The organism is Catenulispora sp. MAP12-49, from assembly GCF_041262705.1.
Classification (GTDB): Bacteria; Actinomycetota; Actinomycetes; order Streptomycetales; family Catenulisporaceae; genus Catenulispora.
Map to the genome: position 1 here is coordinate 44,116 of NZ_JBGCCP010000036.1, position 14,390 is coordinate 58,505.

At 63.8% G+C, this 14,390-nt stretch carries 2 protein-coding genes; one reads left to right on the forward strand and one right to left on the reverse strand.

Translation table 11 applies throughout. The annotated features are described in order from the left end of the window. Positions 1-700 precede the first annotated feature (700 nt). Positions 701-6,679 carry a ricin-type beta-trefoil lectin domain protein gene (locus ABIA35_RS40205; RefSeq protein WP_370361421.1) on the forward strand — a complete coding sequence of 1,993 codons (5,979 nt, stop codon included), beginning with the start codon at positions 701-703 and terminating at the stop codon, positions 6,677-6,679. A 256-nt stretch (positions 6,680-6,935) separates the two neighbouring features. Here ABIA35_RS40205 and ABIA35_RS40210 read toward each other — a convergent pair whose 3' ends face one another. Next, entirely contained in the window at positions 6,936-14,378 is a 7,443-nt protein-coding gene (locus ABIA35_RS40210; RefSeq protein ID WP_370361422.1) for a bifunctional DNA primase/polymerase, read from the reverse strand. Positions 14,379-14,390 lie beyond the last annotated feature (12 nt).

A 14,390-nucleotide genomic window follows, 5' to 3' on the forward strand; every position in this document is an offset into this window, starting at 1 on the left:
CACGGAAACCCCCAAGGCATCAAATCAGGCCAAGACCGACATGGATCAGTACTCGATGATCGCCGGGAACATATCCAGGTTTTGAATGCCTGTCTATGCTTGGACCTTGATACACCGACCATGATCTAAAAGGACCTGGACAGGCCCGGTGGCATCGCAGTGGACGCTCAATCAGCCGCCATCAGGATGACTCGACACAGCCCTGAGCAGCAGGAATACGAACCGCTCGGCGCGCAACGAGCTTCAGTGTAAGTTATCAAAGCCCTTATATTGTCGGCAGTGACGATCTTCGCGTATCGTGCGGCCGCGGCCGTCGGGGCGCGATCCTCACACCTCATCAGGGAAGCGAGTCCAGGTGAACCTCACTGCATGGGGGCGCAGGCGGATACCTCGCCTGGCGATCCCCCTCCTAGCGACAACGGCTTGCACGGCGTTGATGTGCGCCACCGCGGACACCAGCGCGTCTGCCGACAACCCCATTGGCGCGCCCATTTCCGTTGCCACCGCAGCTCCCAAGATTTCCACCGCGACGCCCACAGCCAATTCAGGCTCTAAGCATGCGGCCTCTACGACCGCACCGATTGCCAGCCCGGCCACGACGCCGACACCTGCCACGGCCGCAACCCCCAAACCACCCAACGCTCCGTCGCCAACTCCGGCGCCGAAAAGCCCATACACTCCCGCGCAAGCGCGCTCAGCGATGACCACAGCATCGGCCAAGGCGAAGACAACCGGCACAGCTGTCATTGTCGACGCCGCGACCACCATCTACACCACCACTGTGGCCAACCCAGACGGCTCCTTCACGTGGAATGAAAGCCTCGAGCCGCAACGGGTACAGCAAAACAACGCATGGGTGCCGATAGATCCCACGCTGATCGCCGGCACTGGAGACACCGCTGGCACCTGGCACACCAACGCAACGGTGGCCGCCATCACGATCTCCGGCGGGGGCACCGTACCTCTGACCACCGAGGACGACGGTGCCGGACACGTCATCACAACGACCTGGCCATTGGGCGCCCTACCCACACCGACCATATCCGGATCGACCGCTACCTACCCTGGAGTCCTGCCCGGCGTAGACCTCCAACTCACCGCCTCCGCCACAGGTGTGGACGATGTGCTGGTCGTGCATGACGCCACAGCTGCGGCCAACCCAGCTCTGGCCACGTTGAAGCTCGGCGTGGCGGGCACCGGCCTGACCGTGTCAGCGACCGATGCCGGCGGCATCCAGGCCACCGACGCCGCTGGAAACGTCGACTTCACCGGACCCACCCCGATGATGTGGGACTCGGCTGGCGCAACCACGACGCCTTCAATTGAGAAAGGCGTGACCGGCTCCGCGCCGAAAACCGAGGACACTCTCGGTCCAGCCGACTCCGGCCCATCAGATTCCGCGCATACTGCACCGATGCCGGCCACAGTCAGCTCCGATATCGCCACCATGACACCCTCACAAGCACTCCTAACTGCACCCTCGACGGTGTGGCCGGTCTATCTAGACCCGGCGATCGCCGACGCTCAACCGCTGAACCGCACCGAGCTGTGGCAGTGCTCCGCCGAGGCCAATACCTCCTTCTTCAACGGCCAGAATGAAGGCGCCAGCAACCTCAACGTCAACCGTGTCGGCTGGCACACCTGCGGCGGTGTCATCCGAACCCTGTTCCAGTTCGACACCAGCGGGCTCGACACCAGCGGTAACAGCCCCGACGGCAACGGCGCCATTCAAATCAGCTCGTCAAACATCAACCTCACCAGCCAGTATCAGTGCACGCCGGTAGAAGTATGGCGCGTCGGACCGTTCAACGCGTACACCACATGGGCAGACCAGAACGACTCCGGACAAGCCATCTGGTCAGGATCATCACTGCTTTCAACAACCTCCTGCAACAGCAATAGCGCCGGCCAGTCGTGGTCCATCAACAACCTCGCACAACTGACCAACGCCATGACAAACGGATGGACAAACATCACTGTCGCACTGAAGGCACACAACGAGGCCACTCAGTCCTCGACTACGAACTACATGGCCTTCTATGCCATCAACTCCGGCAGCCAGAATGCGCAGCTGAATGTCAAGTTTTACGTTAACCCGACGGTCACTAGCTCAACCGTCGGACAGGCGCCGATCGGCAACCAAGGTGCGCAGGAAGGTGTGTGCGGAACAGAGTCGTCTCCCGCTTACCTTCCGATGACCAGCACCCCGCCACAGATCACTGTCAACGTTAACGACAATTTCGCTGGCGTCACCAACCACACGCTAGGAGTTCAGGGGGAATATGCTGCTGCTGGCGACACAAACCCCTATGCCTGGTACGGCTCACCACAACCCTTCACCGTCAACAGCAGCGGAAACGCGACGGTACAAGTTCCGCTTCCTCCCGGAGTGACCGACGGGCACACGTACAGCTTCGCCCCTGACGTATGGGACGAGACCGTGGACGGGCCATTTGCGACGCTAGCCACTACTCCTCCACCCTGCTGGATCACCGTCGCATCCACGCCCCCTGGCCAGCCGCAGTTCAGTTCCCCAACTTTCCAGGCCATCAACCAACACCTGCCCTCCTACAATCCGGCCGGGACGGGTGGCAAAATCACGGTACGTGACACCGCACCAACCACCCCGATAGTCCGATTCGACTGGATCCTTAACGGCCCTTCCACCAGCGAAGGTGTTGGCAAGTGCACTGCTATAGCTGGCGCAGTGTGTGGCTCAATCAACGGTTCTACCCCAGGGTCCACAGGTTTCGCGACCACTTCAGCCAGCGGTCCACTCGTCATTACCCCAGGAGTTGGCAACGGTGAGCACTGGGGCGACAACTACATCTTCGTCTCGGCTGTCGACGCCGCCGGGAACATCTCCCAGTTCGCCCGCTACGACTACTTTCTGTCACAGTCTTTCCTCCCAGTCTCCTTTGGGAACATCACTGGCGATGGCACGCCGAACCTTCTGGGCGTCGACAACAACGGCAACCTGATCGTTTACCCAGACAACTTGGACCCGACTGGTTCGGTCAATGCCGTGCAGGTTGCAGCAGCCTCCGCCGCACCTGATGGCATCTCCTGGGCGCACGCTATCTACACCCACCGAGGCGCGGAACGAGTACAACCCACCGACGACCTGTTCGCCTTGGGCAAGGAAGTCGATGGCAACAACCATCTCTTCTACTACTACAACTCCCAACAAGCCTCGGCCTCCAACCAGCTCGGCTACACCCCGCCCACCCCAGCCCCACTGAACGCCTTCACCCAGACTCAACAAGCCACGGTCATCCGGCCAACCTGTACGCCCTCGGTATTCAACGGCGAATGCGCCGGATACGACACAACCTGGAACAGCGTCCAGCAGATCCTCGCCATCGGACCAGTCAACGGCGGCTGCACCATCACCGCCCCGACCGTAGCCTGCAAGACAAACCTGCTGACCGTCGAGTCCTATAACGGCGGCCCAGCCGAACTGTGGATGTTCAGCCCCGCAGGCATTGGACAGCTGAAGAACCCAGTCCTGCTGTCGGTCTCCCAGCCCGGCGTTTGGGACTGGTCGACTGTCAAAATCATGGCCCCCGGCAACGCCTCCAGCCACCCCGGCGGCGCAGGTGGCATGCCCGACTTGTGGGCAGAAGACTCGTCCAAGACGTTGTGGCAGTTCACCAACCAGTCCGCAGTTACCGGTATCCCCGGTGCGGGAATCGGCAACATCACTGCCAGAACCCGAATCGGCACCGCAGGCGAGTTCGCCCAGGACCCCTGGATCAGCACGATCGGGGACTTGCAGGGCGACGGGAAACCAGACCTGTGGGTGATGGGCCCGGACAACCAAATAACTGTCTTGTTCAACCCCGCCGGCGGCAGCAGCTCCAGCGATACGGTCAACGTCGCCAACCTAAGCCAGAACGCCGCAACCGGCATCGGTTGGGCCAATACCGCGTCCATCAACAACCTTCAGAGCCAGCCCATCGCTACCAGTCTGGTCGGCCAGGTGGTCAGCGCCGTAGTCGGCGGGCCGTCGGGACAACTCTGCTTGGATGACCTCAACGGCGCCTCCACTGCCGGCACCGCCGTCGACATCTACGCCTGCAACGGCACTGTCCCTCAAGGTTGGTCTTTCAACCCCGACGGGACCATCAGCATCACCGGCACCGACCCAACCACGCCACCGGGCGCGTGCCTGGACACATCAGGCCAAGTCACCGGCACCCTGGCCACATTGCAACCCTGCGGTACCCCGCAACTGCCTGGCTCACAGACCTGGCACATCATCCCCTCGCCCTCGACACCTGGCACCGACTGGATCTACAACCCCGCCTCCGGAATGTGCTTGGACGACACCAACGGAAGCACCAACAACACGAACCGCTTCCAGATCTACCAATGCCTCGACAACGCCAACCAGCGCTTCACCCTGCCGCCCGGCCCGGGCCAAATCCAGTACGCCGAAGCCGAATCACTGTGGGGCAGTTCTAGCGGCGGCACGGTCGCCAGCCAAACCAACTGCTGCGGCGTCATCTGGTCCAACGGCGCCCAGCAAATGCTCACCAGCACCGCGTCCGGCGGCACCATGACTTTCAACTACTTCTTGCCGCGGTCCGGCACCTACACCATCAGCCCAGGCATGACTCATGCCACCGACTATGGCAAGGTGTCCTTGTCTGTCGACAGCAAAATCCTGCCAAACACGCTGGACGCCTACCAATCAGCAGGAGTGTCAGTCGCCTCGTTCCACTTCGGCGCTGCCGCCCTCAACGCCGGCATGCACACATTCACATTCACAACCGACGGCACCAACGCTGCCAGCACCGGCAACCGCTACAACATCGGCGTCGACTACCTGGCACTAACCCCCACCAACACCACCGGCCCCACGCCAGGACTGGCTATGGACGACTCCGCCATGGTCAATATCCCAGTCACTGCAGACGCCTCCGGATCGTTCCCCGGCACCGCGGCGATCGCGTCCTACACCTTCGACTTCGGTGACGGCACAGCCACCGGTCCTCAGCCGGGGCCAACAGCCCAACACACGTACACAACGGCTGGTACCTACGTGGTGAAGGCAACCGTGACGGATGACAGCAGCGCGAGTGCCACCACCACCGCAATCATGACTGTCGGCAGCGGCACACCCGACCATTGGTGGAAGCTCGCCGATGCGAGTGGGGTCACTGCCGCCGACAGCGGCACGCTCAGCGCCTTGCCTGGCGCATTGAGCACCCCAGGCGTCACCTTGAACCAATCCGGATACGCAACCTTCGCCGGTGCTGGCGGCGCCATCACCACCAGCGCACCCGCCATCGACACGACAAAGAGCTTTACGGTCTCGGCGTGGGCCAACCTGGCCTCGGCCGGATCGGGGGGAATCCAGACGCTACTCGCTCAGAAGGCAGGTACCGCCTCAGGCTTCTACATGGAATACAACGGCTCCAGCTGGCAGTTCGCCCGCGCTCTGTCCGACTCCACCAACGCCTCCACCGCCCATGTCACCTCCAGTAGCCCCGCGGCTGTGGGTACATGGACTCACTTGATAGGCACATACGACTCGACCACGAACACGATGGCGTTCTACGTCAACGGCCAACTCGTCGGGACCACGATCGACCACACCCCGTTCGCCTCGACCGGGCCAGTAGTAATGGGACAAGGCTTCTACAACGGAGCCGCTAACAATTTCTTCAGCGGCAGCCTCGCGGACGTAGGCATCTATCAGCAGCCGTTCTCGGCCAACCTGGCACAGTGGCTCTACAAGAACAGCGGCTTCACCCAGCCGACGACCCCAGGGATAGCCGGAAGACTGATCTCCGCCAACACCACATCCGGAAACCCCAGTCGGCAGGTCTGTGTTGACGACCTGAACGGCAGTCTGGCCAACTCCACCACAATAATCGACGTCTACGACTGCAACGGCACCTGGCCTCAACAGTGGCAGTTCGGCACCGACGGCACTATTCGCCTGCTGGGTTCCAACCCGTCCTCACCGCCCAACAAGTGCCTAGACACAGGCGGCGTCAACACTCAAGGCTCGAAAGTCACCCTGTACGACTGCCAAGCCGGTAATAGCAACCAAGTTTGGCAGATCAACGCCTCCAGCACGACCCCCGGCCAAATCTCGCTGGAGAATCCGGTGTCCGGCTTGTGTCTGGATAACAGTGGCGGCAGCACCAGCAACTCCAATCCGTTCCAGCTGTACGCATGTCTTGATAACACCAACCAGCACTTCACACCACCGACTGGAATCGGTCAGGTACAGTCGATGGAGGCAGAAGACCTCGCCAGCCCGTGGGGCAGCAACAACGGCGGCTCCATGGCGGTACAGACCAACTGCTGCGGCGGCTCCTGGTCCAACGGCGCCCAGCTGATGCTCTCCAATACCGCAGCCGGTTCCACAATGACCCTGAACTACTATGTAGCCAACCCGGGCCTTTACGCCATCGCACCAATAATGACCAAAGCCGCCGACTACGGCACGGTAACCGTCAGCGTCGACGGCATCGCACAGCCGAACACGTTCGACGGCTACAACAACGGCGTAACGACTCAGCCTTTCACCTTCGGCAAAGCAAATCTCACGGTCGGAATGCACTCATTCGTCTTCACCGTCACAGGCACTAACAGCGCAACGACTGGGAACCGCTATAACGCGGGCGTCGACACCTTAAGCTTGATGCCTACAGCCGGATAAACGGATAGGCGGCACAGGCTTTCGGCGAGTTCACGATTCGATACGACATGCGCTGAGCAGATCGTTTTCAGAGAGAGACGCGTGTGGGTTGCCACCCCACTGATAACGGATGGCTACCCACACGCGTCAAAGTCGGCGAACGGCACCTAGCGATGTGCACAGCAAATTACCCGAAATAGAACTGGTGGTCGAGGCTAACCAATGAGTACGAGAGTGCCGCAACAACCCTGGTGACGCGACGGCCACACCAGCACGTTCACCAACGCAGCCCTCTTACCCATTCCTGCGGAGACGTTGTCGGCCGCCAACGCATCGAGTCGCCTTGCTTACTGCGTTGCCCGTTGGCATCGTGGAGAGTTCGCGGCACAGCATGCGTCTTGGACAGTCGGTCGAGCCTGGCTTGAGCGAGTCGAGCGACCTCATGCGACCTTGTTTGAAGCACTTGTGCCTCCACGCCCAGTTTCGCTGAACGAGCAGCCGTAATCGCGTCGGCAGAAGCTGACGAAGCCAACGCAGTGGCAGGTTCGATATCGGGAACCTGATCGATAGTGGCTGCACGAAGGACGCTGGCGTGCCTCTCGGCAGCTCCGGCAAGGGCGGCGAACGCATTGCCGGCCGCGACTTGAACATCGTGAGCGACGCGTCGACCGAGCGCTCCTGCATGGTCGGAAATGGCATCGGCGCTGCGGGCGACCACCGCACGGATTCCTGGGTCGTTCGTCTGGTGGGCCAGTGTGTTGACCGTGCCCCACAGAGCCGAGATGCGCTGCCACTCAGGGGTCGCTGCGTGAGCACGCACATGGCTGCGCGCGTCGATGAAGGCCCTGCGCAAGCTTGCCAACGTATCGACATTAGGCTGCTGTTGTGGGCCACGCTGCTCCAGATGGATGGCCGCGCGGCCGGCAAGGCTGGCGATTGCGCGAGCAGCCCGGGTGGCGAGCGCATTCAGGGGCCCCGATACGTGGATATCGGCCGACAGCTCAGCCAGATATCCGCCAGCCACAGCTCTGACGGTGTCCCACAGGTGGCGAACGGCGCTGCGAATGGCATTGATACCCGTCCACTCCGGGCTGTCAGCGGAGACGCCCGCCAGCTGGGCATTGGTGTACGAGGCCTCCACCGGCTCCAGAGGATTCATCGCTTCCTCGTGCACAGCCTCGTCGACGGTCGCGGAGTCGTTCGAGACGGTAGTGGTGATCGGGGTTTCGCCCAGCCCGCGCTTGGCGACGGTTTGAGCTATGCGCCTGGACGCTTGATCCAGCGCCGGTTGGAGATCGTCGATCGCCTCGTGATCGGTCCAGGCGAGCAGAGCCTGCTGGGCACCGTCGAAGCTGGCACGAAGATCGTTCCAGATGCCTTGCGCATCTTCGTCGAGCTCTGTGGCGGGTTCTGGTTCGCTGAACACCCCTGGGAGGCTCTCAACCTTGCCCGCACCGGCCGCAGCGACCTCAGGGCCCCCTGATCGCTGCTCCGGCGCCTGAGGTCGTGCGGCATCCGGCTCGGTCACAGACGCGACGGTCTGTGCTGTTGGGCCCGGCTCACTCTTGGTCGTGGTGGTCATGTCGTCATCCTTGGGCTGTTGGCGGGTACGAGGAGGGGAATCCCGGTCGGGGATGGAGCGTGGGTGGCCTGTCCCGGCGGACAGGCCGGATGCAATGGTGGTCGCCGTCTCACCAGGCGGAAGGCCGGCTTGGCGCGCTGCACGACCCAGCTCGCTCTCGACATCGTTCTGCTCCAGGACACCACCACCGACGAGGCGGCCCATGCGGAACGCCTCCCGGTTGAGGGTGTCGTTGCGGGTCCCCTCAGGCGCTGTGGCAACGGCTTCGGCCGATCGGTTGAGAGCCGTGTCGGCGTAGGCGCTGCGTCGGCGGTCGGTGGTGGGCGTGCGCAGACGTGTCGGCGCGGGAGTCAGCTCCGGGGCGGTCTTCCGCCTCGCGAGCTCGTCGACGATCCAGCTGGGCAGCGACGCGACGGGGGCTTCGTGCTCGATGCGGTAGCTTCCGCCTTCAAAGACCGAGCCCGGTGCGACGATGGAGCCGCCGTGGCCGCGGGTGTCGATCAGTGGTCCGAGGCCGGCGGTGTCGCTGCCGACAGTGTTTCGTAGGGTGGCGCCTTCGGGCTGGCGGAAGTAGAGGTGCCGGCCACCACGGGCGCTGGCGACGGTGAGGGTGCTGGGCAGCTCGCGTCCGGCCGCCAACTGGATGAGCGTTTGCTGGCCGTGCCGCGGTCCACCGGGCTTCTTGGCCTTGTCCAGATCGATGACGAACAGGTTCGACGGCCCGCAAGCGATGGCGATGTTCGCGTTCGGTGTGGCCTTCCACCAGCGGGCGATCTGCTCGGGGTCGGTGGTCGCCAGGCTCTCCCACGCCTTGAACATCGGCCTCTTGGTGCCTGGCTTGAGCGGGAAGACGTGGAATCCCTGATTGGCCAGGGCAATTGCTCGCTCGAACATCTGCGGTGGCTCCTGTGCTTTGGGCTCCTGAACGGTCGGGTGCGCTGTCGGGGGCGAGGGCTGCGGATCCGGAGCCGCCGGAGCCGCGCGCGGCTCGAGCGCCGGCTGGGGCTCAGGCTCGGTCTCCATCGGTGTCGAGGCGACGCTCTGCTCTTGTTGAACTGGCGACGGCCCCTCTGCTGCACGCCGCGTTTCAACCAGCGCAGCTTCGTGCACAACCGGCTCACCGCTGTCGACGTGTGCCGGCACATCGACGTCGCCAGCCGGGACTAGCCCGCGGGCAACTTCGGCGACATTGGGCGCCGCCGGCTCACGTTCAGCCTCCGTGCGCGAGGCGACGGTGGATATCGCTGTGAGCATGCGGGCAAGCAGCGTAGCCCGCTCAACGTCCTCGCCAGCACCCGCGGCCTCCTCCTCCGGGCGCGCGGTCCGGTTGCGACGTGCTTCCTCATCCTTGGCTGCCTGCTCTCGGATCGCGGCGTCGACTGCGGCGCGCCGTTCGCGGACCTCGTCCAAGGCGGCTTGGTCAGCGAACGGCTGACCCAGGGCGGCTTCGTTCTCAGCGATCCGCTGCTGAAGCACCTCGATGTTCGCCCGCGTCTCAGCCGCCACTTCGTGCGCGCCGTCGACCGCGGCTGCGATCGCGTCCCGGATACGCCAGTGTTGTCCCTTCGCCGTCCAGGCCGTATTCAGCGGGACATCGACCCGATGCCGGTTGTCGCCGGTGATAATGCGCGCAGAGAGCAGTTCCTCCGGCCACCTCCTGGTGCATGTGAAGTCGATGGTCATGCCGCGCCAGACCACTTCGCGGTTGCAGTAGCCGTTGGCGATGGTGGACTCGGCCAGAGCCCCGAGGAGTGTGGGCACGTCTTCCGCAGGGACGGCGTTTCCGTTGGGGTCTTGCCATGGCGAGTCGCCGCTGTGGGCAACGGCAAGCTGGGCAACGCTGTCCAACGCCTGACAGGTGGTCGCCGCGGCGGCAGCCTGCATGGTGAAGGTCTGGATGTCGGCGCGTAGGCGGCGCTGGTTGCGCTGGTGGCTCGCCGCCAGGCTCGCGAGGCTCTTGACTTTGACGTTCAGTTCGTTCAGTTCGGCGAGCATCGGATTTCCCGTGGCGACCGCCTTGATCTGGCCGTAGTCCAGGGCCACATCGCCGATGTCCTCGATGCTGCGCGCCGTGATCTGGCCGGACAGGATTGGGCGCATGGCCTTCTCCTTGCGCTCCAGGGTCTGCCACATGAAGGCGTCGAAGGAGTCCTTGGTCACGTAGCGATAGATGTCCACGTTCGGGTTCAGGTTCTTCGGCCGCCACACCCGGCCCTCACGCTGCTCAACCTGATCAGGCCGCCAGGGCGCGTCGATGTGGTGCAGCGCGATCGCACGGCGCTGGACGTTGACGCCGACTCCGAGCTTGTCGGTGGACCCGAGCAGAACGTTGACTTCACCCTTGTTGCACTGGTCGAACAGCACCAGACGCTGGGCGTCAGTGGCAGCCTCATGGATGAAGCGGATACCCCTCAGCGGGACGCCCGCGGCGATCAGCTGCTGGCGAATGATGCCGTAGACCTGGTTCCCCTTGTCTTTGTTCGGCGTGCCAAGGTCGCAGAACACCAACTGAAGTCGGCCCGGGATGCCGGCGCTGTCACCGGCGAGTTCGAGGTCCTTGGTCTCGTGGTAGATGCGAGCGACGTTCGCCACGACGGCGCCGACCTTGCCGGGGCCCTCGGATTCGAGGCCGACGAGCGACTCGTGAAGCGCCACCTTGCGGCCGTCCGAGCAGATTTTGAGCATGTTGTCGAACTTGGGCGACACTCCCCCGCCCCGGATGTAGTCTGCCCGTTCCCCCAGCTCGCGCACGTAGTCGCGTACGGCGTCGGACCCGTCGACCACCACGATGTGCCGCTGCGCCTCGGGTCGCACCACAGGGAATGCCTCGGGCGCCCGCAACTCGGCGAACTCGGCGACGGTGTGCATCAGCTCGGGGATGTTGATGATCTCCACCGGCCGGCGGTTGAGCCGGAACCCGCCGTCCGGAGTGATCTCGACTCCCGTGCCGAAGCGCACGAACAGCGCTGCCCAGGCATCCGCCGAAGTCAGGCCGAGTTCCTCCAGGCGTTGCGGCTGGAGGTAGTGCTGGAGGATGAACATTTCCAGCAGAGTGTTGGAGACCGGGGTGCCGGTGAACCCGGTGACCACGGCCTGGCCCGGATGCCGACCACGCTGCCAGCTCAGCTTCATGTCCAGGTCCTGGGCACGCTTGGAACCGTTGATCGCGAAGCCGTCGGTGTGCACCGGCACGCCCAGGTTCTTGAAGTAGTGCATTTCATCGACGAGCAGATAGTCGGTGCCCAGGTGTTCGAAGAAGACCCCGTCGTCGGTGGGGTGGTTCAGGAGCGCCTTGGCTTGTGCGTCGAGGTTGTCGACCATCTTGGCGATCTGCTTGATCTTGCGCGGCTCGGCACGCTCCGTCTTGGCCTCGATGAGCGCGGTTCTGTATTCGGCGGCCAGCGTCGCCAGGTACTCCGCCTTCACTGTCGGGTGGACAGGCAGCGAGGTGAAGGAGGGGTGGGACATGACCACTGCGTCCCAGTCCTCCATCGCGCAGCGCGACACGACCAGCTTGCGACCACGAGCAGTCGCGAGGTCCTCCTTGCCCGCCATGAGAATCCGAGCGTTGGGAAACAGACGTTTGCCGTCGCGGGCGATCTGCTCAAGCGTCGAAGGCACCACGATCATCAGCGGTTTCGACGCCAGCCCCAGGGCCTTGAGCTTGATGGCGGCCATGAACATGGTCGCCGTCTTGCCGGTGCCGACCGGGTACGGGCACAGAGCGTCGTCCCCCGAGATCATGCGGGCGACCATGTCGCGCTGATGAGAGTACGGCTCGAACTCTGCATCCAGGCCTGGGAAGGTCAGTTGACCGCCGTCGTACTTTCTGGGCACGACCGCGTTGAAGGTCTGGTTGTAGGCGTGTGTGAGGCGATCAGCGCGGTCGGGGTCTTCTCTCCACCAGTTCGCGAAGCGCCCGGCGATAGCGTCGAGGCGATCGTTCGCGGCGATCGTCCCGTCTTGGTCGCGGACCCGCTTGTCGTCGACGGCCTTGTAGACGACCGGCGCCTTGCCGTTGAGGCCGTGTTCGAGCAGCTGGTACGCGTTGAGTTCCAGAGTGCCCCAATCGGCAGTGGCTGCCGCGGATTCCTCCGCACGTCGACTCGCGGTCACGCTCCAGGTGTTGGTGCGTGGCTCATGCCAAATGACGACTGGGAACCCAAGTAGTTCTCGAGCGAATTCACGTACGTCAGTGGCTGGTATCCACGGTGCACCGAGGTTGGCCTCGATCTGCTCCGGTTCGAGGTCCGTAGGGATGGCAGCTTCAAGGGCCGGGACGTTGCGTCCGAAGCGGTCGCCGTCGGCAGCGGCGGCCCCTCGTGCTCGCACCAACTTGGTCCGCACGTTTCCGCTCAAGTACTCATCGGCCGGCGTCCAGGCGTTCGTGGCGGGGTCGATGAACGCCACGTCCGCAAGTTGCCGCGCGGCCTCCTCCTCGTCCACTCCCAGCAGTTCGACCACACGTTCGAAGTCGAAGCGACCGAGCTCGTCCCGGCACAGTGCGATGGCCTCGGCCGGACTTTCAGCATGCGTAGCGCGTGAACGCGGCCGGTTGACACGACGAGTGAGCAAGGCGGCTTTGGTAGCATTACGGGTGTCGTCGTCGAAGTCCTCCAGGGCGAGGACTGTGACGAAGTCCGGGTCGCGGCGGAACCCGCCCATCGGCGGCCGGCGCCGCGAGGTGGTCACCGAACCGTCCTCGTCGGGCTTGCCTTCCACGACCGTGTACCGGTTGAGGTATCCGTGTGCTGCGACGTAGGCGTCATAGCGACGCGCGGCTTCAGCTCGAAGCGGAGCAAGGTCTTCGTCGGGCCGGCTGTGGTCGGTCTCGGCGTCCAGCAAGGCAAGTGCCGCGTCGCGGAGGGCCACCAACTTCGGCAGTTCCTTGCCCGGCCGCCCAACCACGGCGAGCGCACCGTCGACGACTTCATGCACAACGCCGTCAACCAAGTGGAAGGATCCCTCCTTCCTTCCGTCGGCACGCAACTCGAAAGGCGCGGTCTCGACCGTGATCGGCGACGCGCCGGCGTCCACATTCCATCGCCTGTCTGCCTCCGCGGCTCGGCGCACGATCTCACTGCCGGCTGCCGCGATAGCCAGCTCGATCGGAGGGTCGTTTGGCCGCGCATCGACGCGCAGGGTTCGGCCCCAGCGCGGCGCGTGGTCCTCGGTCAGTTCGCCGAGAACCATGCTCGGGTTCGCCAAAAAGTAATCGTTGACCTGCTGACCACCGACCGACGCGCTGGTCTTGATCCATTGGTCCGAGTTGGGAAGTGACCTCTCACCGGTACGACGGCGGCGAAGCACCAGGACGTCGACAAGAGGCTCTGTGCCGCCCGAGGTAAGAACTTCGTTGGGCAGACGAACCGCGCCAAGCAACTCGGCCTCGAGCGCTATCAGATACCGAGCCATCTGGCCGGTACTGCCGGCCGCGTCCATCGTGTACCGCGAGGTGACCAGCACGGCGACACCACCGGGCCGCAAAGCCTTCACCGAGCGGTAGATGAAATAGTTGTGCAGGTTCGCGGTCACTTCGCGCGGCGTGGTCGGATCGTAGACCCGGGTGTCACCGAACGGCACGTTACCCAGAACCGCGTCCACGCTGTACGACGCAAGCGGTGTCTCCTCCAGCCTCTTGGCATGGACGGTGGCGTCCGGATGCAGAATGCGGGCGATGGCGGCCGTGGTGGGGTCGCGTTCGACCCCGACCCAAGCCGCGGGAATCTCGTCGGGGGTGTCGGCGATGAATGCCCCAGCACCACAACCAGGTTCGAGGACCCTTCCGCCGGAGAATCCGAGATCGGCGAGGATCTGCCAGCATGCCGCCGTGATCTGAGGCGGCGTGTAGAAGGCGTTGTAGGTCGCCTGGACTCCAGCGTCGTATTGATCCTCCGGCAGCAAGAACGCGATGCGCTCGCCGATTTCCTTCCAGCTTCCAGTTCTTGAGGGTTCCAGAGCCGGGGCGAGCGGTCCCCATCCGGACCAGCCGCGCAGCACCGTCAGGTCTTCCGGCGCCGGAGGTATGTGCGGCGCCCGGCGTAGCCGATCGAGTGTTTCCAGCGCTGCCAGGCTGGCACGAGCGCGGCTGATCGGACCGACAACGTCCACGGTCTTCGTAGCAATGGATACGGCCATGGTGCGGCCTCC

Bases quoted from the DNA above. Each gene is read 5' to 3' on its own strand.
- ABIA35_RS40205 (WP_370361421.1), top strand. From the start codon at position 701: ATGACCACAGCATCGGCCAAGGCGAAGACAACCGGCACAGCTGTCATT.
- ABIA35_RS40210 (WP_370361422.1), bottom strand. From the start codon at position 14,378: ATGGCCGTATCCATTGCTACGAAGACCGTGGACGTTGTCGGTCCGATC.